Origin of the sequence: Dehalobacter sp. MCB1 (assembly GCF_003590275.1) — a bacterium.
In the GTDB taxonomy this organism is placed as follows: Bacteria; Bacillota; Desulfitobacteriia; order Desulfitobacteriales; family Syntrophobotulaceae; genus Dehalobacter.
On record NZ_LXPC01000001.1, the window covers coordinates 72,366 to 94,960 of the forward strand.

21 protein-coding genes are annotated in these 22,595 nt (G+C 45.6%); 3 read left to right on the top strand and 18 right to left on the bottom strand.

Features of this window, described 5'->3' with window-relative positions:
• Nucleotides 1–2 precede the first annotated feature (2 nt).
• The 10 genes from mtnA to A7K50_RS00415 all read right to left on the bottom strand — a co-directional run bounded on the left by mtnA (nt 3) and on the right by A7K50_RS00415 (nt 11,169).
• A complete protein-coding gene (gene mtnA, locus A7K50_RS00370) occupies nt 3–1,037 on the bottom strand; it encodes an S-methyl-5-thioribose-1-phosphate isomerase (protein WP_119774292.1) in 1,035 nt (344 codons plus the stop codon).
• A 44-nt stretch (nt 1,038–1,081) separates the two neighbouring features.
• The gene (gene mtnP / locus A7K50_RS00375) at nt 1,082–1,864 is read right to left on the bottom strand and encodes an S-methyl-5'-thioadenosine phosphorylase (protein WP_119774293.1); all 783 of its coding nucleotides are present in this window, start codon (nt 1,862–1,864) and stop codon (nt 1,082–1,084) included.
• Between the two features lie 3 nt (nt 1,865–1,867).
• Nucleotides 1,868–2,794, bottom strand: a complete 927-nt coding sequence (gene ftsY / locus A7K50_RS00380) for a signal recognition particle-docking protein FtsY (protein ID WP_199698203.1) — start codon at nt 2,792–2,794, stop codon at nt 1,868–1,870.
• A 564-nt stretch (nt 2,795–3,358) separates the two neighbouring features.
• Entirely contained in the window at nt 3,359–6,949 is a 3,591-nt protein-coding gene (smc, locus tag A7K50_RS00385) for a chromosome segregation protein SMC (protein WP_119774295.1), read from the bottom strand.
• A 4-nt stretch (nt 6,950–6,953) separates the two neighbouring features.
• Nucleotides 6,954–7,700, bottom strand: coding sequence for a ribonuclease III (gene rnc / locus A7K50_RS00390; protein WP_119774296.1), 747 nt, complete (start codon nt 7,698–7,700; stop codon nt 6,954–6,956).
• Nucleotides 7,701–7,771: 71 nt separating this feature from the next.
• Nucleotides 7,772–7,999 (bottom strand): acyl carrier protein, encoded by a 228-nt coding sequence (gene acpP / locus A7K50_RS00395; protein WP_015044197.1) that lies wholly within the window; start codon nt 7,997–7,999, stop codon nt 7,772–7,774.
• 121 nt (nt 8,000–8,120) lie between these two features.
• The gene (gene plsX, locus A7K50_RS00400) at nt 8,121–9,116 is read right to left on the bottom strand and encodes a phosphate acyltransferase PlsX (RefSeq protein WP_119774297.1); all 996 of its coding nucleotides are present in this window, start codon (nt 9,114–9,116) and stop codon (nt 8,121–8,123) included.
• An 86-nt stretch (nt 9,117–9,202) separates the two neighbouring features.
• On the bottom strand, nt 9,203–9,382 hold the full coding sequence (gene rpmF, locus A7K50_RS00405) for a 50S ribosomal protein L32 (RefSeq protein WP_015044199.1): 180 nt from the start codon (nt 9,380–9,382) through the stop codon (nt 9,203–9,205).
• Nucleotides 9,383–9,387: 5 nt separating this feature from the next.
• Nucleotides 9,388–9,900 (bottom strand): DUF177 domain-containing protein, encoded by a 513-nt coding sequence (locus A7K50_RS00410; protein ID WP_119774298.1) that lies wholly within the window; start codon nt 9,898–9,900, stop codon nt 9,388–9,390.
• 66 nt (nt 9,901–9,966) lie between these two features.
• Complete coding sequence (locus tag A7K50_RS00415; RefSeq protein WP_119774299.1) at nt 9,967–11,169, bottom strand: acetate kinase; 1,203 nt, start codon at nt 11,167–11,169, stop codon at nt 9,967–9,969.
• 231 nt (nt 11,170–11,400) lie between these two features.
• Between A7K50_RS00415 and ylbJ the strand changes: the two genes are divergently transcribed.
• Nucleotides 11,401–12,579 carry a sporulation integral membrane protein YlbJ gene (gene ylbJ / locus A7K50_RS00420; protein WP_119774300.1) on the top strand — a complete coding sequence of 393 codons (1,179 nt, stop codon included), beginning with the start codon at nt 11,401–11,403 and terminating at the stop codon, nt 12,577–12,579.
• A gap of 11 nt (nt 12,580–12,590) precedes the next feature.
• Here ylbJ and A7K50_RS00425 read toward each other — a convergent pair whose 3' ends face one another.
• Nucleotides 12,591–13,079: an ATPase gene (locus A7K50_RS00425; RefSeq protein WP_020492803.1), complete on the bottom strand. Its 489-nt coding sequence runs from the start codon at nt 13,077–13,079 to the stop codon at nt 12,591–12,593.
• A 5-nt stretch (nt 13,080–13,084) separates the two neighbouring features.
• Nucleotides 13,085–13,669 carry a 16S rRNA (guanine(966)-N(2))-methyltransferase RsmD gene (gene rsmD / locus A7K50_RS00430; protein WP_119774301.1) on the bottom strand — a complete coding sequence of 195 codons (585 nt, stop codon included), beginning with the start codon at nt 13,667–13,669 and terminating at the stop codon, nt 13,085–13,087.
• Nucleotides 13,670–13,957: 288 nt separating this feature from the next.
• Between rsmD and gpr the strand changes: the two genes are divergently transcribed.
• On the top strand, nt 13,958–14,953 hold the full coding sequence (gene gpr, locus A7K50_RS00435) for a GPR endopeptidase (protein ID WP_020492805.1): 996 nt from the start codon (nt 13,958–13,960) through the stop codon (nt 14,951–14,953).
• Between the two features lie 182 nt (nt 14,954–15,135).
• Here gpr and A7K50_RS00440 read toward each other — a convergent pair whose 3' ends face one another.
• From A7K50_RS00440 to A7K50_RS00465, 6 genes are all read right to left on the bottom strand, one after another.
• A complete protein-coding gene (locus A7K50_RS00440; RefSeq protein ID WP_119774302.1) occupies nt 15,136–15,255 on the bottom strand; it encodes a small, acid-soluble spore protein, alpha/beta type in 120 nt (39 codons plus the stop codon).
• A gap of 129 nt (nt 15,256–15,384) precedes the next feature.
• A complete protein-coding gene (gene recG, locus A7K50_RS00445) occupies nt 15,385–17,766 on the bottom strand; it encodes an ATP-dependent DNA helicase RecG (protein ID WP_119774303.1) in 2,382 nt (793 codons plus the stop codon).
• A 4-nt stretch (nt 17,767–17,770) separates the two neighbouring features.
• The gene (gene sdaAA, locus A7K50_RS00450) at nt 17,771–18,637 is read right to left on the bottom strand and encodes an L-serine ammonia-lyase, iron-sulfur-dependent, subunit alpha (protein ID WP_020492807.1); all 867 of its coding nucleotides are present in this window, start codon (nt 18,635–18,637) and stop codon (nt 17,771–17,773) included.
• Nucleotides 18,638–18,654: 17 nt separating this feature from the next.
• Complete coding sequence (sdaAB, locus tag A7K50_RS00455; protein ID WP_119774304.1) at nt 18,655–19,332, bottom strand: L-serine ammonia-lyase, iron-sulfur-dependent subunit beta; 678 nt, start codon at nt 19,330–19,332, stop codon at nt 18,655–18,657.
• Nucleotides 19,333–19,849: 517 nt separating this feature from the next.
• On the bottom strand, nt 19,850–21,574 hold the full coding sequence (locus tag A7K50_RS00460; RefSeq protein ID WP_119774305.1) for a DAK2 domain-containing protein: 1,725 nt from the start codon (nt 21,572–21,574) through the stop codon (nt 19,850–19,852).
• 45 nt (nt 21,575–21,619) lie between these two features.
• Nucleotides 21,620–22,009, bottom strand: a complete 390-nt coding sequence (locus A7K50_RS00465; protein WP_243103593.1) for an Asp23/Gls24 family envelope stress response protein — start codon at nt 22,007–22,009, stop codon at nt 21,620–21,622.
• A gap of 308 nt (nt 22,010–22,317) precedes the next feature.
• On the opposite strand from A7K50_RS00465, the gene rpmB reads away from it, so the two are divergent.
• Nucleotides 22,318–22,509, top strand: a complete 192-nt coding sequence (gene rpmB / locus A7K50_RS00470; protein ID WP_083916812.1) for a 50S ribosomal protein L28 — start codon at nt 22,318–22,320, stop codon at nt 22,507–22,509.
• Nucleotides 22,510–22,595: the final 86 nt, after the last annotated feature.

The following is a 22,595-nucleotide window of genomic DNA, read 5'->3' on the forward strand; positions in this document are numbered from 1 at the left end:
TGTTATCTTACCAGCATCTTCACCATATTCACAGAGTAGGGCGGGGATATGATCCCTTTTTCCGTAATAATCCCGGTAATATATTTTGCCGACGTGATATCAAAAGCAGGATTGTACACACTGACTTCATCGGGAACAATCCGTACGCCCATGATTTTCCGAATTTCCTGATCGTCCCGCTCTTCCACAGGGATCCCATCCCCGCCGGATATTTTCAAATCGATGGTCGTTGTCGGTGCCGCTACATAAAATGGAATTTGATGAGCAGCAGCCAACACGGCCAGCGAATAAGTTCCGATCTTGTTAGCGGTATCACCGTTAGCGGCGATGCGGTCCGCCCCTACGATAACCATATCAACTTTCCCCTGCTGCATCAAATAGCCGGCCATATTATCCGTAATCAATGTCAGCGGGATCTGATCCTGAAGAAGCTCCCAGGCCGTTAATCTGGCCCCCTGTAAAAGAGGTCTCGTTTCGCCTGCAAAGACATGAATCTTTTTCCCGGATTCATGTGCAGTCCTAATAATTCCCAGTGCTGTTCCAAATTCAACCGTGGCAAGACTGCCCGTATTACAGTGCGTCAGGATATTTGCTTTTTCCGGAATCAGCGTGTTACCATATTCCCCAATACGTTTATTCATTCTACGGTCATCTTCAGCAATTTCATTTGCTTCATTGATTAAAGCTGCCCGAATATTTCCGATATCAGTCATATTCAGAAATTCTCTAAATTTATCTTCCATTTTTCTAAGTGCCCAAAAAAGGTTTACAGCAGTTGGACGTGTTCCTTCCAAAACGACCCGAACCTCATCCATATAATCTTTAAAGTCTTGACCGCTTCCGCGGTATTCGACAGCCCCCAGCGCAAAGCCGTACGCTGCAGCCGCCCCGATTGCCGGAGCCCCGCGAACTTCCATATGCTTTATTGCTTCTGCTACTTCTTTGTAAGAATGTACTTCGCGGTATTGTTCGACAAACGGCAATTTCGTCTGATCGAGTATCAACAAATGATCTCCCTGCCATTGAAGCGCTTTCACACGATTTCCGCCTTTCTTAAGAAAACTTGGCTGGTGTCTAACCTTTAAAACAAGCCTGCTTCTCTGTTTCCGGTAGCACAGTAACACCGCTGGTCATGATCCATGATCTTACAGGTGCTTTCCACCAATGCTGCCACAGTTTTGCTCAACAAGTCCATAGTAGCGATTACTTCGGCATGTGTCAATGGGTCTTTTTTAATACCCGCAGCCTGATTGGTTACGAGGGCCATGGTCGCATAGCACATTCCAAGTTCCCTGGCCAAAACCACTTCTGGAACGCCTGTCATTCCTACCAGATGCCCGCCGAGCATCCGGAACATGCTTATTTCCGCTGGAGTTTCAAAGCGAGGGCCTTCGGTACAGACATAGACCCCGCCGTTTTTGACGTGTAAACCAAATCCTGCAGCACCTTCTATAATATGATTACGCACATCGGAACAGTAAGGTTCCGATACATCAACATGCAGGACACCCTGTTCTCCGCCCTCAAAAAAAGTGGCAGGGCAGCTTTTTGTAAAATCGAGAAACTGATCTGGCAAGACAATATCACCAATCTGATAATTTTCAGATATTGAACCTACTGCGCCTGTTGCCAGAATTTTTTTCACACCCATTTTCTTGAGGGCCCAGATATTAGCCCGATAGTTAATCAGGTGAGGCGGGCAGGAATGCTTTACCCCATGTCGTTTCAGAAAAATTATTCCCGTACCGCCGATGAACCCTTCAGTCAGTTGAGCAAAACCAAACGGCGTTTCAACTACCTTCTCGTTCATATCGTCAAGCATCAGATCCTCGATGCCGGTACCACCAATCAGTGCAAAATCCAAGCGTTATTCCTCCTTAGAACGGTCAAATAACGCCCGAGCAAATTCCCTCGGTTCGAAAGGTCGTAAATCTTCTGCACCTTCGCCGATTCCAATCAATTTAACCGGTATATCCGCTTCATTGCGGATCCCCAGGATTACGCCGCCTTTGGCCGTCCCGTCCAGCTTGGTAAGTATGATTCCAGTAACATTCACTGCTTCTTTAAACAGCTTCGCCTGCTGGATGGCATTTTGTCCGGTCGTCGCATCAAGTACTAGCAACACCTCATGCGGGGCATCAGGGACTTCGCGTTCGACCACCTTTTTGATCTTGGTTAATTCTTTCATTAGATTCACTTTATTATGAAGTCTCCCGGCGGTATCGATTAAGAGGACATCTGCATTCCGGGATTTTGCAGCATGAAGCGCATCAAAAGCCACCGCAGCGGGATCAGCCCCCTCCGATTGTTTAATGACCTCTGCTCCGGATCGTTCGCCCCATACTTCCAACTGCTCGATCGCTGCTGCCCTGAAGGTATCCCCTGCCGCCAGTAAAACTTTTTTGCCTTGGCCCTGCAGATTTTTAGCCAGCTTGCCGATTGTCGTCGTTTTTCCTACACCGTTGACGCCAACAATCAGATAGACAGTGGGCTTGGAAAATGAAAAAGACAAGGAGCTCTCTTCGCCCAATAGCGCAGTAATATGTTCCTGCAGTACATCCTTCAACACGGAGCGGTCGTTAATTTTTTGTTCTTTGACGGATGCACGCAGCATTTCAACCAACTTCAGTGTAGTATTGACACCTACATCTGATTGAAGTAGAATCTCTTCCAATTCTTCATAAAGATCTTCATCTATTTTGCCTGAGCCGGTAAAGAGCTGTTCAACTTTGCCGACAAAACCTTCTCTGGTTTTGGTCAAGCGCTCTTTAAGTCTGGAAAATATCCCCGCCACTTCATCTTCTCCTATCAAAGCAATATTTGCACAACTGAAATTTTAGCACACTCGGTTAATTCTAACAACTCAGCCCATTCGGCCAACCCCGAGGCTGGAACATACATTCTGAAATTTATTTACAAGCTATTAAATTAATCTTGGGTAAGTCTGGTGGCCACAATACCGCTTTCCGGCCGTTGCGTCCTCCATGGCCCGTCGCTCCTTGCCATCCATGGCATCACGACATTAGTCCATCCATGGCCGTCAAAAGGCCGCGGTGCGCTATCCTGCTCCGCTCACAGCGGAACTGTGGCCGCCAGACTGATCATAGGGTCATTTAAGCATGTCTGCATGCCAGAATGCAGCTCATGTTTTGTATGGTATTTCCCTATGTTTTACTAGTCCCACGACTCCGAATAACACTAGCTTAAAAAAACTTTGACTTACTCCAAATTAAGTCTCCGTGATGGATAGCCAGCGTCAAGCGGAGCATGGAGTGCGGAGCGCGGCTTTTTGTGCCATGGATGGCACAACAGCCGAAAGCGGCTATCCATCATGGAGACTAACCCAAGCAAAATACTTTTAAATTGCCGGGGCCTCTATTCTGTCTTCGAGCTCAACAGTCAAAAGCTTCGATACGCCTGATTCTTCCATAGTGATTCCATACAGCCTGTCCGCGGATTCCATGGTTCCCCTGCGGTGCGAAATAATGATAAACTGCGTATGTTTGGATAGTTTACGCAGATACTGCACAAATCTTTTGACATTGACTTCATCCAGTGCCGCCTCGATCTCATCCAGGAGGCAGAACGGACTTGGTTTGACTTTCAAGAACGCAAACAGCAAAGCAATCGCTGTAAAGGACCTCTCCCCACCTGACAGAAGCGACAGGAGCTGTGGCCTTTTACCCGGGGGCTGGGCCATAATCCTAACTCCCGTCTCCAGAAGATTGTCCGGTTCATCGAGCAACAGTTCAGCTTGTCCGCCGTTGAAAAGCTGTTTGAATACTTCTTTGAACGCTTCATTGACGGCCGTGAAGCCTTCCTGAAAACGTTCGATCATACGCTTATCTAGTTCCCCAATCAGCTCTTGAAGTGTCCTTCCGGCCTCATCCAGATCATTTTTCTGGGCGGACAGGAATTTAAATCGTTTTAACGTTTCCGGGTATTCCTCAAGGGCTGTATAATTTACGGGTCCGAGTTCTTCAATTTTTTGTTTATAAAAAGCAATCTTCTCCTGTAGAACGTCTTTCTTTTCAGGCGAAAGATAGCTTAACGCATCTTTCCAGGCCAAGTGGTATTCTTCCTGAAGGCGGTCATTTCCGGACTCCCATTCACCTTGCCAGCGGGCAATCCTGAGCTCATTCTGGTGAATCTGCTGTTCCATGTCCCTGGCCTGACTCCGCAGCATCTGAATATCCTGTTCCTGCTTGAGATTATTCGCTGAGAAAGATTCTTTTTCCCTGCGCAGTTCGATAAGCTTGAACTTCTGGGCATTGATTTGAACCGTGTATTCCTTAACACTATCTTCCTGTTGTTCCTTGCCTGAATACAGTTCCTGCTCAGCCTGTTGAAGCCCCACAATCTCCTTATTCTTTTCTGCGATCAGGTCCTTATTAACCAGAATCCGCTCATTTTCCTCAGTGATCTGCTGAATGATCTGGTTAAACTCCTGCTCCGATCTAGCAGCCTCAACTTTGGCCGCAGTCATTTTTTCCGAGATCTCCTGAGCCTCTGAAGTTTTTTCTTTCAGCAGTTGTTCCTGCTCGGTCTGCTCTGACTGCAGAGCCAGAATCTTCTGTTCTGTTTCGTTCAGCAATTGTCCGGTTCCTTCATATTTGGCAGCCAATCCTGTCAGTTCACTGCGGACTTCATCCAGCTCATACCGGATGACCCGGAAATCCTGTTCCAGCCGGTTCATTCTTTCCTCGTGGTGTTTGCTATCCACATCAATGATATCTTTGGCCCCATTAATTTTCAGCAATTCCATATCAATGGTTTCTTTTGTTTCCCCGAGGCCCTCTATTTCTTTCTTTATGGCAGCATATCGCTGCCTCTTTTCTTCCAGTTCGACCTGCATATTCTTAGTCTTTACAGACAGTTCCTCAATTTCTCTTGCTCTGCTTAAGAGACCGCTGCTTTGAGATCTTGTGCTTCCGCCGGTAAGCGATCCGCCGATGTTGACCTGGTCACCCAAGAGTGTCACTACCCTAACTCGGTATTGGTTAGCTTTGGCCAGCTCAATCGCACAATCCAGATTGTCTGCAACTAGAATTCTACCAAGCAGCGACTCCATAATATCTTTAAAACGCGGATCAAACTTAACCAGATCAACCGCCAACCCCTGGAAGCCGTGATGCCGCGTTTTGTCATCAAGGGATTGCCTCGTTCCGCGGATTGCATCCAAAGGCAGGAAAGTGGCTCGGCCGCTGTTCGTCCTTTTCAAGTACTCAATACACTTTTTCCCGTCCTCGGTTTTTTCCACAATAATGTTCTGCAGAGAACTCCCTAAAGCAGTTTCCACTGCAAGCTCATATTTGGCCTCTACTTCGATATTGTCGGCAACTGTACCAAATATAGTCTCACAGGGTATTTGACCCTTCCGGTAAGCCAGAACCGTCTCCTTGACGCCTCTGTTATAGCCCTCTAGACTGTCCTGAAGTGTATGGAGGGCATGAAGTCTCGCCCCGGTCTGGTCAATTTTACGTTGAAGCTCCGAGCACATCGCCTCCGCATTTTGCTGTTCCAACCTGATATTTTGGATCGTCTTCCTTATATTTTCTATTTTTCCTAGAAGTTCGATCTCTCTGGCTTCCAGTTTTTGTTTTTCCTCGATTTGGGCAGTAATTTCCTGAAGAACAGATTCCTTCTCAGCTTCTTTGGCTTTAATATTTCGCGTATATTGTTTTTCTTGTTGAAGAAAAGCTTCTTTCTTTTGATTGATTTCAGCAATTTCACTAGCCAGTTTACTTTTGTTAGAAAGTTCTTCAAAGATTTCCGTTTTCAACTCTTCCAGACGTGCTTCCCCGCTTAACTTCCGAAGCTCTTCCAGCTGTTTTTCTTTTTCTCTTAAATCCCTCGCAGCATTTTGGAGGATTTCCTGCAGAAGTGTTTGCTTCGCAGTAAAGTTTTCTTTTTTTTCAACGGATGCGGCCAGCGTTTCCTGTGCGGACGCCAGTTCTTTTTGCAGGCGCCCAAATTGTTCCTGAATATAGCCGCTTCTCTCGGAAAGCAAAGATAATTCGTGCTCTGCTTCGTTCATTTTATTTTCGAGGGCGTATATTTCCCCCTGGAGGTCCTGAACGTGTTGTTCCAATTGATTTAGTTCATACCTGCCGCGTACGCTTAGGTTTTCTTCTTCATTGACCCTCGTTGTCAGCGCCGTAAATTCCTGACGTAGCGTTTCTTCGGAGGTCTGGGCATTGGTCAGCTTACTGTGTATATCAGAAAGTTCATTAACAATTAAATTAATCTCGAGCTTTTCCAATCCTGAAGTTAATTCCTTGCTTGTCTTGGCTGTTTCGGCTTGTTCGGCTAACGGCTCGATTCTAGCTTCAACTTCGGCAATAATATCTCTCAGCCGATCGACATTTTGCCGGGTATCTTCAAGCTTTCTCAGAGCTTCTCTCTTGCGCAGGCGGAACTTACTAATGCCGGCGACTTCTTCAATCAGGAGACGCCTTTCATCAGATTTCAGATTCAGGATCTCTTCAATCCTGCCCTGTCCGATAATTGAAAATCCTTCTTTTCCTGAGCCGGTATCAAGAAAAAGTTCCTGGATATCTTTTAACCTGCAAGGCGTCCGGTTAATAAAATACTGCCCTTCTCCATCCCGGTAAACCCGGCGGGTGATGACAACTTCCTCATAATCCAGCGGAAAGAGACCTGAAGAATTATCAAAGAGCAGAGATACTTCCGCCATCCCTACAGGCCTACGGGACGAGCTTCCGGAAAAGATGACATCTTCCATTTTGCTTCCGCGGAGACTCTTGGCACTTTGTTCGCCAAGCACCCAGCGTACAGCATCAGCGACGTTGCTCTTGCCGCTGCCGTTTGGTCCGATAATGACGCTCATGCCCGGCTGCAGGTCAATTTTTATTTTATCTGCAAAAGACTTAAATCCCTGAATATGAATCGATTTGAGAAATAATTCCGCGTCCATTCCGGGTATCACTAATTTATACCTCCCATGCTTTCAGCGCAAAACGGGCTGCCTGCTGCTCTGCTTCTTTTTTGGTCTTACCGATTCCTGTTCCCTGCAGTTCACCATGAAGATAGACACCTGCGGTAAATCGTTTATCGTGATCAGGTCCTGTCTCTTCGATAATCCTGTAGTAAACCTCATATTCCTTCTTTTGCGCTTTTTCCTGAAGCATGGTTTTGAAATCTCCATAATTTCCTTCGTTAAGTTCCAGAATCTCTGGAACAAGCATGTCAAGTATGAATTTACGAACTTTTTCAAAGCCATACTGCAAATAAATCGCTCCGATGACTGCCTCCAGCGCATCGGCAATGATGGATGGCCTGTCCCTGCCGCCGGAGGACTGTTCCCCTTTACCCAGAAACAGTGCCTGACCCAAGTTAATACTGCGGGCTTTTCTGGCCAGCGTCGTTTCATTAACGACTGCAGCTCTCATTTTGGTAAGCTCGCCTTCAGGCTTATCCGGATAGTTCTGATAGAGATACTCGCCAATGATGAAATCCAAAACTGCATCGCCTAAAAACTCCAGCCGCTGATTATTTTCCAACCCGCTGTTGGGATTTTCAAAGGTGAAAGAAGGATGCGTCATCGCTGTAAAAATCAGTTCGCTTTGCAGGTTTTCCAACCCTAACTGGCTAATAAAGGATTCAACTTCTCCCGTTTGTTCAAGGTATTTATTCCGGGAGCTCTTGTGAAAATAAGCGCGGCGGTTTCTTTTGACCATGTATTACTCCTTTCATCCTAAATGAGTTAAAAGCCCCGTAGTAGTCTAACTACGGGGCCTCGAAACTAGGCTTATTGGTTCTCTTGTACATACTTCACAACATCAGCAATGGACTGAATATTTTCCACCTCTTCATCGGCAATATCAAGGTTAAATTCCTCTTCAAGTGCCATGACAAGCTCAACAATATCCAGTGAATCTGCGTTTAAAGCTTGGAATGTTGTGGTAGGAGTGATTTCATCTTCGCCTACTCCCAGTTGATCAATAACAATTGCTTTTACCTTTTCGTATACATCCATTTATGCCACCCCCTCTCAGGTAGTTTTATTTCTTACCCTATTATTCTGAGCAGTAAAGCCTTTTATTCAGAATTGTACCAGTATTTATCAATAATGCAAGCAACTTTTTCATGACAGCAATCTATTTTTGCATACTTTTTTCTAAACCATCGGCAATTTTTTCGATAATTTGTCCTTGGATACATTCTTTAGCTACACGGACAGCATTGAAAATAGCATTCTCTTTAGAACTTCCGTGACAGATAATGCTTGTACCGTTCACGCCGAGAAGCGGGGCTCCACCGTACTCAGAATAATCCAGCATGTGTGCAATTTCTTTTAATCCTGGTTTAACCAGCATTGCTCCTATTTTCCTGGTAGTACTCGTTGTAATTTTCTGCTTAATCAGCTGGAAAAGCGATGACGACATTCCTTCAATGGTTTTTAGTACGATATTACCGACAAAAGCATCACAGACAATCACGTCTGCAGTCCCATAGGGAATGTCCCTGCCTTCAATATTTCCGACAAAATTCAGGGAAGATTGTTTTAACAAGTCATAAGCAGACTGAACAAGTTCGTTCCCTTTGCCCTCTTCACTGCCGATATTCAGAAGAGCGACCTTAGGACTTTTAAGTCCCAGAATCTTTTCAGCATAGATGCTTCCCATCATCGCATACTGCAGAAGGTTTTCCGGTTTTGCATCCGGATTGGCACCGACATCAAGAAGCAGTTTTCCGCCTTGGAGCGTCGGCAGAACCGTGCAGATCGCAGGCCGGTTGATTCCTTTAATTCTGCCTAAGCCCAACAAAGCTGAAGCCATCTGCGCTCCGGTGCTGCCTGCTGACACCAAGGCATCCGCATATCCTTCTTTCACGAGTCTCGTGGCTACGACAATAGAGGCATCTTTCTTTTTCTTAATCGCGGCAGCCGGATGTTCATCCATTTCAATGACTTCGAAACATTCATAAATCTCAATAGTGCCTTTTAAGTCTTCAGGTATATGTAAGTCTATCTTGTCTTTCTGTCCGACAAGGATAATCTGGATATCCGGAAGAACCTTAGCCGCCTTTAAGGCGCCTTTGACAATCTCTCCGGGCGCATGATCTCCGCCCATAGCATCAATGGCAATTTTCATTCATGACATCCCCCCTTCTCTCATTATATACAGAAAACTTGGCTGACGCCAAGCTTTGATCTGTTTTTTCGAGAATTTCTAACTTATTATTCACCCATGGAGATGACTTCTTTGCCATTGTAATAGCCGCAATTTGCACAAATATGATGCTGAAGCTTCTGTTGATGGCACTGGGGGCATTCCACAAGGTTAGGAACGGATAGCTTATCCATTGCTCTGCGCCTGCGGACTCTAGATTTGGATTGTTTATTTTGATGAACACCCACTGATATTACACCCCCTTATTCCATTTGGATAATATTTCTAAGCGAGGATCGATATCCTCAGTAGAGCACGCACACGGATTCACATTGCGGTCAGCGCCGCATTTCAGACAGAGACCTCTGCAATCTTCAGAACATAAAAACTTAAAAGGCAGCTGCAGCAGCATATGTTCTACAATCCTGTCGTCAATCGGAAACTCGTCCTTTTCGAAAACCAGAATGCTGTCGTCTTCAGCTTCAGAAGCAAACTCCGCCGGAACCCATTCATCTTCGAAAGCAATCTCCAGATTATACGAAAATTCTTTCAGACACCTGGAACAGATGACAGCAATCACAGACGATATTTTCCCATTCACCAAGAGCGATTTGCCGACATTTTCAGTTTTTAGTTCCACTTCAAGCGGGGCTAAGAAACGATAAGACTCATTTCCGAGCTGTAGAGGTGGAAAACTTTCTTCATGGAACTTAAAAGTCTTTGACCCACCCTCGGCCCGCCTTACTTGAAATACATTGACGATCACCAGCAATCACCTCGATATGCAACAACTGTAATTATAGTTATCACTTTTTTCTTTGTCAAGAAAGGATTACATCTTCCGGATGATTTCCTCCGTATCCAAGGCAATCATGAGTTCTTCATTTGTCGGGATGACCATGACCTTGCATTTGGCTCCCGACTTGGAAATGTCCACTTCCTGTCCGCTGGCCGCTTCATTTTTCTCATCGTCAATACTGACGCCGATGCAGCCCAGCGTATCACAGATTGACCGGCGAATTAAAGGAGAGTTTTCTCCCAGTCCTGCTGTAAATATGATCCCGTCGACACCGTCAAGAATTGCAGCATAGGCTCCAATGTATTTCTTAACGTCATGAACAAAAACATCCAGGGCAAGTTGGGCACGGTAATTGCCTTCGTCAGCAGCTTTCTGCAAATCACGGAAATCACTGCTGACTCCCGAAAGGCCAAGTACGCCGCTTTTTTTGTTTAACAGCGCATTGACTGCGTCCCCGGAGATCCTTTCTTTTTTCATGATAAACGGAACAATAGCCGGATCAAGATCGCCCGACCGGGTGCCCATCATCAGCCCCTCCAACGGTGTAAACCCCATGGAATTTTCAACTGATTTTCCGTTTTTTATAGCCGTAAGCGAAGATCCGTTACCTAGATGGCAGCTGATCAGCTTTAACTTTTCCAGCGGTTTATCCATGACCACCGCAGCCCGCTGGCTGACATACTTATGGGAGGTTCCATGGAAACCATATCTGCGGATCTTGTACTTTTCATACAGTTCGTAAGGTATCCCGTAGATATAAGCTTCCGGAGGCATCGTTTGATGGAAAGCCGTATCAAACACGGCAACTTGTGGTGTCTCGGACATCATCTGTTCGCAAGCGATAATTCCTGCCAGGTTGGCCGGATTATGAAGCGGTCCAAGTTCAAAACACTCTTCAATCGCCTGTTTGACCTCTTCATTCACAAGCACGGAGCCGGACACTTTTTCTCCGCCATGGAGTACTCTGTGCCCTATAGCATCAATTTCTTCCAATGACGCTAAAACACCAAAATTCGGATCGATCACAGCCTGTAAAACCAGTTTGATCGCAGCTGTATGATCCGGCAAATCAGCAACAATGACCTCTTTTTCTCCACCTTTCGGACGATGCGTAAGCATCGCTCCGGGAAGCCCGATTCTTTCCACCAGGCCTTTTGCCATCGCACTCTTCGTTTCCATATCCATCATCTGATATTTGAGCGATGAGCTGCCGCAATTTAGCACGAGAATCTTCACAAATTACACTCCTTTACTCTCTTCCACCAATCAAGATACATTGCCTATATAATATTGTATTTTTTTCTCTTTCTTATCTTTGTATACTCCGGTTATATAAATCACATATAGGAATACCCTAAATATGAGTGAAATAAAGTAAACAGTATATGAACTGATTATAAAGAGTCTATCATATCTTTGTGCCCTGTCAACCCCATTTTGGTGTTCCGTTCCTAAATACGCTAAAGGATGGTGACGGCTACCTTGCCATTCCTGAGAATCCTGGTCTTTTTAATCCTTGCCGTCTGTATGTTCATTTATCCTCAGGAAGTATTGAGTTCTGCCTCCAAAGGCTTAATGCTTTGGGCAAATTATATCTTGCCGGCCTTATTCCCATTCTTTATTGTCTCTGAACTTCTTCTGCAACTTGGCCTGGTCAACTTTTTAGGAGTTTTGCTCGAACCACTAATGCGTCCTGTTTTCCGTCTGCCGGGCAAAGCCTCTTTTGTTTTGGCCATGACACACACTTCGGGGATTCCGATCGGAGCGATATTGACATGCAAACTCAGGAAAAACGGAGAGATTACACGGATCGAAGGAGAAAGACTTCTTGCCTTTACCAGCAATCCCAGTCCAGGCTTTATGTTCGGGGCAGTGGCGTCGGGGATGCTTGGAAACCCTGCCCTGGGTATTATTATTGCAGGATCTGTATATCTCGCCAACCTGCTGGTCGGTTTAATTTTTCGTAATTATGGTGTTTCATCCGAAAAGGCTATTCCAAGAACGTATTTTTCCTGGAGAAAGGCTTTGCGTGAATTAAAAAACCTCCAACAAAACAACAAAACCATTGGCGCATTATTGGCTGATGCAGTCAGGGAAAGTACGTCAACGATTATCCTGGTTGGAGGATATATCATTTTTTTCTCTGTAATAACCCATCTTCTAACAGTAACGCATCTAAGCTCCGTTCTAGCCGACACATTCCATTTCCTCTCGGCCGGATCCATTTCTGTTATGGAAGCCAATGCCATCATCCAGGGATTCCTGGAAACCACCTTGGGATGTAATGCAGCCGTCCAGGCCTTTTCATCCCTGAACAGCAAGATTGGGGTCCTGGCCTTGCTGCTTGGATGGGGGGGGATTTCTGTTTTTGCACAAGTATCCAGCTTTACAGTGTCAACAGATCTTCGGCTTCTTCCATTTGTAGCCGGTAGAACCATCCATTCCTTTTTGGCGCTTTTGATCAGTCAGCTGCTGCTAAAACTCAGCGATATTCCAACCTCCAGCCTCCCTGCACAGCTAACTGGAGGGGATGCTTCCTGGCTGTTGTCCTTAAGATGGAGCAGCTTGTATTTTGGCCTATGTATTTTGACTCTGCTTTCCATTGTCTTCATCATTAGAATATGGGAAAAAGTGCACCATCATTAAAGATAACTTGTTTATTCCTGCTCCATGGTCTGGACCCGTTCATCCCAGCGAGCCATGGCATTTAATTCTTCCCGGCTGGCTTTGATAGATTGAAAAGCCTCTCCCATTTTTGATTCAATATCCCGAAGCAGATCATCGGAATATTTCAAAGCGCCTAATTTTACTTCTCGAGAATACTGCTGCGCCTTTAAGACAATTTCCTCGGCATAGGCCCGGGCTTGAGCAACAATTTCATTTTCCTGAAGCAACTGGTCAGCCTGTTTTTGCGCCCGGTCTACGATTCTCTGCCCATCGCTGCGGGCTTCTTCCATATAGCGGTCTCTTTCAGCCAAAACATAATTCGCCTGTTTGATTTCCTCAGGCAGAACGGAACGTATTCCATCCAATATTTCTAATACTGTTTCTTCATCAACCATAATCTTGCCGGTTAAAGGCACCTTGGTTCCATGGTCAAGTACTTCTTCCAACTGTTCAATGAGATCAATCAAATGATTTTCCAAAGGAATTATCCCTCCTCATGCTCTTCTTTATTCTGAATAAACCATAACCTGGTATCTCCATATTCTCTTGTTAACCTTATTTCCAGAGGGTCTATTGCATCATCAATGGTTTCTTCTGTAGAAGTTTCAATGATAATAACCCCACCGGGATTTAAGATAGGGTGCGTCTGCAAATAGGCAAGCGCCATGTCGGCCAGTCCCCGCCGATAAGGCGGATCAAGAAAAATTAAGTCAAAGCTTTCCTGAGCTGCCTGTTTAAAAAAATTCATTGCATCCATCCGTAGTATGCTGGTCCTTGGAAACGCTCCGAGAATCTCGGCATTCTTTCTGATTGTCTCCAGCGCTGAAGTGTCTTTCTCAACCAGAACAGCATGACGGGCCCCCCTAGACAAAGCTTCAAAAGAAAGGTTTCCAGTTCCCGCAAAAAGATCCAGGACTCTGGCACTCATTACCTTGCCGGCAAGAATATTGAAAATCGCCCCTTTGACTTTAGCGGAAGTGGGACGGGTATCCATGCCTTTTACAGTTTTTAAATTTCGTCCTTTCCATTGTCCTGAAATAATTCGCACGATGTTTAATCCTCTGGATATGATGTCTTTACTTTATCCTTTTATTATACAATGATCTAACCTGATTTAAATATTTTCTTACAGGATACTTCCATTTTTTTAGTATATCATATCTGATTCCAAACGAAAAACATATTATTCCGTTCCAGAACCTAATGAATCTCCAACTTGAATCTCCAACCAATATTCTATCTGATAATCAATTTAAATTTTCCACTTTATCTTTCAACCATTAATCTTTCATGATTTGAATATCTGTGTTAAAAATCCAACATACTAAAACAGATTTAAAAAGGAGCTGCTGCCGAAATGAAATTATCGAACAAATCAAGCTTTCTAAAAAAAATGAATATTTATCTCGACCTTGCAGTGGAAGCCCATGACTTGCTGCGGGGAGAAAGTGGCCAGGAGATAGCAGGCGTCATCATGAAGAAAGAGGAATTTCAAGAGGCAACTGTCACTGCAATCGAAATCACAAATGCCAAAGGCGAAAAAGAATTGGGCAGGCCTAAAGGAAATTATATTACAATTGATGCTCCGGATATCAAAGAAAACAATTACCAGCAGCACAATAAAATCGTTGCAATATTAGCAAGGCATCTCGCCGGATTGTTTAACTTTAAGGAAGATACCAGTTTTCTGATTGTTGGTCTTGGCAACTGGCAGGCGACTCCAGACGCACTTGGGCCCAAAGTTGTCGAGAAGATCATGGTCACCCGTCACCTTTTTCATTATACCCCCGAAGAAATGGAGGGGAAAATGCGCCAAGTGTCAGCGATATCACCTGGTGTGCTTGGATTGACCGGAATTGAAACGGCGGAGGTAATCCGCGGACTGGTTGAACACGTCCGTCCGGATTACGTGATCGCGATCGATGCCCTGGCCGCAGGTGCACTGGATAGAATCGGCACAACCATTCAATTAGCGGATACTGGGATCAATCCTGGTTCCGGAATTGGTAATCAACGTAAAGGGCTTAATGAAGAAACCCTTGGCTGCAAAGTCATTGCTATCGGCGTTCCGACTGTTGTCAATGCTGCAATCATCGCGCATAAGACCATCGAAGAGCTTTTTGAACAAATGGAAGCTGAACCTTCCCTAGCCGAAATCTATCAACAGGAAAATGAACAGGTCTTGATGAATGTCATGCAAAAAGCCTTATCACCTTACGAGGACAGTCTGATGGTGACACCCAAGGAGGTCGATGAGTTAATTGAAAGAAGCGCCAAAATTATTGCTGCAGCGATCAACCAGAGCATTCATCCCGGAATTGACAGCCATAATTTTGAGACCTACCTCCATTAAACAATCTACTTTTTAAATCGACCCGAATAACGATAGTGATCATAAGAGGAAGATTATTCCTCTACCGTTAACAAAAAGCCTTTTGTTGCAGTATTGATATCATCAATCTGAATGCTTCAACAAAAGGTTTTTTTATTCCATATCTCGTTATTTTTTATTCGTCATTCTTTATTCTTTATTCGTTATGTCTTCTTTGTTTTTACTTTTGATCTTTGTTTTTTTTGAGGAAGACCCATCTCTTGAGCAATTTCATATTTAAGGTTTTCCAGTTCACTTGCCGTATCATTTTTTACATCTGTCATATTCTCTGCCCCCTTGAAAGTTTTGCATCAATCCGTGACTGGAATGCTGCCGACAAGGAATAGTATGAGCCTGTGCAAAAAAAATCATACATACTGTGACTTGTTCATCGTATAAAATTACTCCCAGCACTAATTCACTCCGATTTTTTCTTTGGGATAAAGACGATTGACCTCCTGATAGACTTTTTGGTATTTTTGAGGATCTTTCAGAACCTTCTGAAGCAGTTGATAGGCTTTTTCAACCAGTCTTCCGTCAGTTCCCAGATCTGTAAGCTTTAACTCTGGCACGCCATGCTGACGAAGCCCGAGCAGCTCTCCTGGGCCCCGGATCTTCAGATCCTCCTCGGCAATCCGGAAACCGTCCTCTGTCTCACAAAGAATATTCAGCCGGGTACTGTCCCGGGTATTGCTAATCAGGAGACAATACGACTGTTCTTGTCCGCGTCCGACTCTTCCGCGGAGCTGGTGCAGCTGGGCAAGCCCAAATCTTTCAGCACCCTCAACCACCATCACAGATGCATTCGGTACATTGACTCCGACTTCGACGACAGTTGTCGTAACCAGAATATCAATCTCCCCGCGCCGGAAGCACTGCATGATCTCCTCTTTTTCCTGTCCTTTCATTCTTCCGTGCAGAAGCGCAACGTTACTTCCTTCAAAAGTCTGACTCAATTCATCAGCCTTTTGGGTTGCTGAAACAAAATCCGATTTTTCTGTTTCTTCGACAAGTGGACAAACCACATAAATCTGTCGACCCGCAGCGACATGCTGCTTCAGAAATTTTTCCATGCTGGAGCGGCTGCGGTCTGAAATTTTCCTGGTGATGACCGGCTTCCTGCCAATAGGCAGCTCGTCCAGCACCGAAAGCTGAAGATCGCCATATAAAGTCAGCGCAAGCGTCCTCGGGATCGGGGTAGCGGTCATAACCAAAACATGCGGGTTCCCTCCCTTGTCCTGTAATAGGGTCCGCTGTCTGACACCAAACCTGTGCTGTTCATCGGTAATGGCAAGACCGAGGGCGTTGAACCGGACGGATTCCTGAATGAGGGTCTGGGTTCCGACGACAACCTGGGCTTTTCCGCTCAAAATCTGTCCTAAGATTTGTTCCCTTTCAGGCTTACTTTGGTTTCCGACAAGGAATATCACTTTTACTCCTAAAGGTTCAAAAGCAACTTGCAGCGATTCATAGTGCTGTTGGGCAAGCACTTCAGTTGGCGCCATCATAGCGGCTTGATAACCCGAGCCCACAGCCTGCAGCAGGGCAGCCATCGCCACCACGGTTTTACCGGATCCAACATCGCCCTGAAGCAAACGGGTCATCGGCTTTTCTATGCTCCCCATATCCCGGAATATTTCCCGAATGACTCTTTGTTGGGCACCGGTCAGCCGGAAAGGAAGCCCGGAAACAAATTTTCGGACCAAAGCTCCGCCCTGGTTTAAAACCAGACCTTCTTTCTGAGGCCCGGGTGAACGAAGCCTAGACAGGGCCAGCTGAAGCAGAAGGATTTCCTCAACGACCAGTCTTTCACGTGCCTTTTTCAGTGTTTCTGCGGAGCGTGGAAAATGGATTTCTTTAATGGCTTGCCGCCGTTCCAGCAAATCATTCTCCTCATACGGAAGGAATTCGTCAAAGATTCGGTCAGCCTGTGGCAAAATAACCTGGATAATCTCCCGGATAGTTTTCGAATTGAGACGGGCTGTTTCTGAATATACAGGAACCATTTTTTGATCAGGACCCTCGTAAAGTCCTTTCCTGATTTCGGACACAAGTAATTCTGGGATCCTGGTGCGCCATTGTGCTTTTCCTGTCACAGTGACCTTTGTTCCGTCCGGATATTGTTTTGGTATATGCATTTGATTAAACCAGACGGCATGAATGCTTCTGCCGTCCTGTTCAATATTTAATTTGACGACCTTGACTCTGCCTTTGGTAACCTGGCTTCCAGTTACAATCCCATCAATCGTAACATACTCGCCATCCTGAATATCCTGAATCTGCCGTTTCAAGCGGATTTCATATTTGCGCGGATAATACCGCAGAAGATCCTCAGGGGTGAAAACCCCCATATTTTCTAACTGTTTGGCTCTTTGCGGTCCGACACCTTTGATATACTGCAGATTTTGGGGTTGACTGATGCTCGCTGTCTGAACTTTTAGGTTGGATAAGACCTTCTCTGTGGTACGAAAGGACCCTGATGTTTCTTTGGATGTTATTCCGTAGATTCCTCCAGAAGCTAGTCCAGGAGCATTTGAAGATGTTGTTTTATCCAGTAGTTCCTGGAGTTCACGCAATAAAGCCCGTCTTTTATACGGGCTAACTTCATGATACTCTTCTGCGATTCGCTGCATTGAGGCGAGGCTTTCCGCGGAAAAAAAACCGCCCAGTCCAGCAAGCGAATCCAGTAAAAAACTGCTAAAGCCGCCAACTGCACCTGTATCAATAAATCCCTGTTTTTCCTCGGCTTTCATCGCCCTATTTACACTGTTTCGCCAATGATCTGATTGCAGCACATTCTCACCTTGCCAAATGATCTTTATATTTTTGAGCCGCAGGGGTGACGGCGAGTCCCCCCCGGGACGTTTCCTTGAGGCTGCAGGACATTTCCCTGCCGATTGAAGCCATTGCATCAATGACCTCATCCAACGGAATCGCACTTTTGATTCCAGCCAAAGCCATTTCGGCTGCAGTCAATGCGATAACTGCCGCCATGGCATTCCTTTTTACACAGGGCACCTCAACCAGCCCGGCTACAGGGTCACAGGCCAAACCAAGAAAACTTTTCAAAGCCAAGGCTGCTGCTTGCGCTGTTTGACCGGGCGATCCGCCACACAATTCCACTGCAGCAGCCGCAGCCATGGCGGCCGCTGAACCTATCTCTGCCTGACACCCGCCTTCTGCACCTGAAACACTGGCTCTTTCCGCAATGACCATCCCAAGGCCGGCAGATGTAAAAAGAGTCTGAACGGAATCTTCTTCCGTAACATCCAACATTTCTTGAACTGTTAGCAATACCGCGGGCAACACACCGCACGACCCTGCTGTCGGTGCTGCCACGATCCTACCCATGCCGGCATTGACCTCAGCTACGGCCATTGCCCTGGCTGCTGCCTTGTTTACCGGATCTCCCAGAATCGACTTGCCACTTTCTCTATATTTCTCCAAAAAAGCAGCTTCTCCTCCTACAAGTCCTGACAAAGATTTCCACTTACCAGTCATTCCGCTTTCAACTGATTCTCGCATCACGGCATAATGATTCTTCATCTTTTTAAACAGCTGTTCAGCCGGTATACCTGTCCTCAGACATTCCTCCTGAAGAACTATATCACTGATTTTTTTATTGAACTTTTCAGTTTTTTCCACTAATTCACTATAAGAACGCATCTGTCAACCTCCCGCCGTCAAATGTCTATGATGGGTTCAATAAACATCACCTGCTCGATCATCGGCATCTTTTTCATTTCACTGCTGAGAGCATCCGTGATCGGCTCATCCGTCTCTATAACCGCCAGCGCATTTTGCCCTTTGCCTTCTCTAGAGACTTTCATCTGGGCAATATTAACCCCTTCACCTGCTAGCAGTCTGGTTATTTCAGCTATCATCCCCGGATAGTCCATATAGATCGCAATTAAAGCAGGATATTCCCCGGTGAACTCAACCTCAAAGCCGTTTACCTCGGTAATCAGTATTTTCCCGCCGCCCAACGATGAACCATTGATTTCAGCTTTTTCACCGCCCCAGCCGATCAGCAGGAAACGAACCGAATTCGGGTGTACATCACCCAGATTGACATTTTCAAATACCGTTTCCACCCCAGCCTCTAGTGCAATCTGCGAAGCCTCCCTGATTCGGCTATCATCCGGCTTCATCCCGAGCAGGCCTGCAGTCAAGGCAAGATGAGTTCCATGTCCCTTCCCCGTCTCAGCGAAAGAACCATGCAGCTGGATACGGGCCTGCTTCACTTTGGCACCAAGTATTTTCGCAGCCATCAGACCGAGCCTGACCGCCCCCGCCGTATGGGAACTTGATGGCCCGACCATTACCGGCCCCAACAGATCAAAAACGCTCCCAACCTTCACTCGTTCACCTTCCTTCAGGGATCATTTTGGTCAATCCGTTTTCATACATTCATACATTTTTTATGCTTAGTAATTTTACAAGACCATTATGCTAGGGTAAGTCTGGGGGCCACAATACTGCTTTCCGGCCGTTGTGCCCTCCGTGGCACAAAAGGCCGCGCTCCGCACTCCATGCTCCGCTCACAGCAGAACTGTGGTCCCCAGACTGATCTTAAGGGTATTCAAGCCAGTCTGCATGTCAGAATGTAGATCATGCGGCTATTCAGATCGTTTTATTCGTCTTAAACCAATCTTATGATCAGTCTGCATGCCACAGTTCCGCGACAAGCGAAGCCTGGATGGCGTAGCGCGGCTTTTTGCGTCAAGGAAGACGCAATAGCCGAAAACGGTATTGTGGCATGCAGACTTACCCAAGCAGATTGGCTCAGGAGATCTGCCCTAACAAGATGCTTTCGAAGACCTTCATCAAGAAATCAGCTTGGATAAAAAAACTTCGGCCGAAGCCGAAGTTCTTTGTTTATTCAACCCCGAGAATATAATAATATAATGGCTGTTTCCCTGAATAAACCTCAACTTCAATCTCCGGTTTTTCCTCACTAAGCCAGTCCGTAAGCAGGCTTACATCTTCTTCGGCCATGTCTTTGCCGTAAAAAATGGTGACCAGATCCTTTTCACGCCAATTCATTTCCTCCAGAACATTTTTGGCAACGTCAAAAATATCTCTACCTGTCGTCTTTATTGTTCCCTCAATCAGGCCGAGAATATCCCCTTCGGCAATCTCCAGCTCGCCATACTGCGAATTTCTGACCGCATAAGTTACCTCTCCAGAACTTACTTGTCTGAACGCCGTTGTCATATTTTGGACGTTTTCCTCCGGAAGACTGTCGGAATTAAACGCAAGCAAAGAAGCAATCGCCTGCGGTATCGTCTTCGTCGGAATAACATAGATTTCCTTGTCTTCAATTAATTCGTTGACCTGACCGGCCGCCATAATGATGTTACTGTTGTTCGGCAGAAGGAAAATATGGCGGGCGGGAACTTTCCTAATCGCTTCAGCAAGATCACTGGTACTCGGATTCATAGTCTGACCACCGAAAACAACCTCATCGACACCCAGACTGGTGAAGATTTGGGCAATGCCTTCTCCCATAGCAACTGCAACGATCCCATATTCCCTGACCCCTGTTGTCCCGACCGGAGCCGCCTGGCCTGAAGGAACCCCTAATGAAGCATCCGCGAGCTCACCGATATAAGCAGCTTCACTGCTTTCAGGCGCATTTTTGGTTTGATGGGCAGCCAGCTCATTTTGGGCAAGCATATTGTGAATCTGAACTTCATGCAGAGAACCATATTGGATGGCATAATCCAATATGAGTCCGGGATTTCGGGTATGAATATGGATCTTGACCACATCTTCCGTGCCGACGACCAACAAGCAGTCACCTTTGTCCAGGAGTGCCTGTCTTAGAACATCGGGATCAAGGCCATTTCCTTTTACCAGAAACTCAGTACAATATGGGAATTCCAGGCTTTCAACGGCAATAATGCCTGAAACCTCAGAAACCTGGATCTCCTCCTGCTGTACCTCAGTGTAACCAATTTCCTTGCCTTCCAAGGCTGAGATCCAGCCGTATAAAATAGTCAGGAAGCCCTGACCGCCGGCATCAACCACACCTGCCTGTTTCAGAACGGGCAACATCTCAGGCGTCCTGGCCAGCGCCTCTTCACCTTTTTCACAACCAGCCCTCAAAACTTCCAAAATATCAGTCGTTCCGCTTTTTGCTTTAAGATATGCACCCCGGGCAGTCTCCCTGGATACAGTAAGAATCGTTCCTTCGACCGGTTTCATCACTGCCTTGTACGCGCTTTCAACACCGGTTTGCAGCGCATGAGCCATCTGGAGAGCATTTGCTTCGTTAATCCCTTCCAAGCCCCTGGCAATCCCTCTCATGATCTGAGACAAAATAACACCTGAATTCCCCCTGGCGCCCATCAGGGAACCTGTAGAAGCGGCACTTGCAACTTCATGCACAGAATTGCCCGTTACCTTATCTGCTGCCAATGATGCTGCTTTGAATGTCAAATTCATATTTGTACCCGTATCCCCGTCCGGGACCGGAAATACATTCAAAGCATCAATTTCCTTTTTCCTTTGCTCCAGCAGACGAGACCCCGACCTTATCATATCTTTTAATACGTTTCCGTCAATTTTTTGAGCTATAGCTTCCGACACGGCTTTCAAAATTTATCCTCCTACTCATCCTAAGATCATCTAAGGTATTCTCAACTATTCTAAAAATCTTACCCCTTGAACATTCACATTTACTTCAGCCACTTTTAGACCTGTCATTGTCTCGACAGTATAGCGAACCCGATCCATCACATTGGAGGCAACTTCCGATATTTTAATTCCGTATCCCACAATGATGTTAAGGTCTATGATCAAGTCCTCTTCCTGAACGGTGACGTTCACCCCTTTGGATAAGTTCTCCCTTTTAAGCAAACCTGAAACGCCATCCGAAATCTTTCTCGAAGCCATACCCACCAACCCATAACACTCGATTGCCGCCGCACCTGAAATTGTAGCTATAACATCTTCTGATATTTCTACATTTCCCAGTTTTGTTTCCATCAGCTTTGCCATCTTCTTAACCTCGCTTTCCGTGTAATCCTGCATAAATTTAATCTTTTAAAAAATAAAATTCCACCTTGGAAGATTCACCGTTTTCTTTAATATAATTAGGATAATATACACGGTAGCTTTCGTCAAATACTATGTGAATACCTTAGAGAACAACACCTTATTTTTTCTTATCAGTACCTGTTATATGTAGTATAATATATGCATAAAACATTTGCATTTGCAGGATGTATAAAACCTATATAAACCTTGTCGGATAATAAAAACCTACTCTTGCCAATTCTTTTAAGTTCTGCTAAACTATAATAGTGTCATTTTTGGGTGAAAAGGAGGTAGAAGAAATCATGGCTAATATTTGTGATGTTTGCGGAAAAGGAGTTTCTTCCGGGATGAGTGTCAGTCACTCCCATATTCGCTCCAAGCGTACCTGGAAACCAAACCTCCAGCGTGTCCGTGCTGTAGTGAACGGTACTCCCACCCATGTCAAAGTCTGCACAAGATGCCTTCGTTCAGGTAAAGTGAAACGGGCAATCTAACTTTATCGTGAAACAACTGTGATTGGATTAAAACAACCCCGACTTTAAAGCCGGGGTTTTTGCTTTTTCAATCAATTTTGGAGAGT

Excerpts from the sequence above, each read along its gene's own strand:
- rnc (WP_119774296.1), bottom strand. The coding sequence starts at position 7,700 with ATGGTCAAAAGAAACCGCCGCGCTTATTTTCACAAGAGCTCCCGGAAT.
- acpP (WP_015044197.1), bottom strand. The coding sequence starts at position 7,999 with ATGGATGTATACGAAAAGGTAAAAGCAATTGTTATTGATCAACTGGGA.
- plsX (WP_119774297.1), bottom strand. The coding sequence starts at position 9,116 with ATGAAAATTGCCATTGATGCTATGGGCGGAGATCATGCGCCCGGAGAG.
- ylbJ (WP_119774300.1), top strand. The coding sequence starts at position 11,401 with ATGGTGACGGCTACCTTGCCATTCCTGAGAATCCTGGTCTTTTTAATC.
- gpr (WP_020492805.1), top strand. The coding sequence starts at position 13,958 with ATGAAATTATCGAACAAATCAAGCTTTCTAAAAAAAATGAATATTTAT.
- A7K50_RS00440 (WP_119774302.1), bottom strand. The coding sequence starts at position 15,255 with ATGACAGATGTAAAAAATGATACGGCAAGTGAACTGGAAAACCTTAAA.
- sdaAA (WP_020492807.1), bottom strand. The coding sequence starts at position 18,637 with ATGCGTTCTTATAGTGAATTAGTGGAAAAAACTGAAAAGTTCAATAAA.
- A7K50_RS00465 (WP_243103593.1), bottom strand. The coding sequence starts at position 22,009 with ATGCAGGATTACACGGAAAGCGAGGTTAAGAAGATGGCAAAGCTGATG.
- rpmB (WP_083916812.1), top strand. The coding sequence starts at position 22,318 with ATGGCTAATATTTGTGATGTTTGCGGAAAAGGAGTTTCTTCCGGGATG.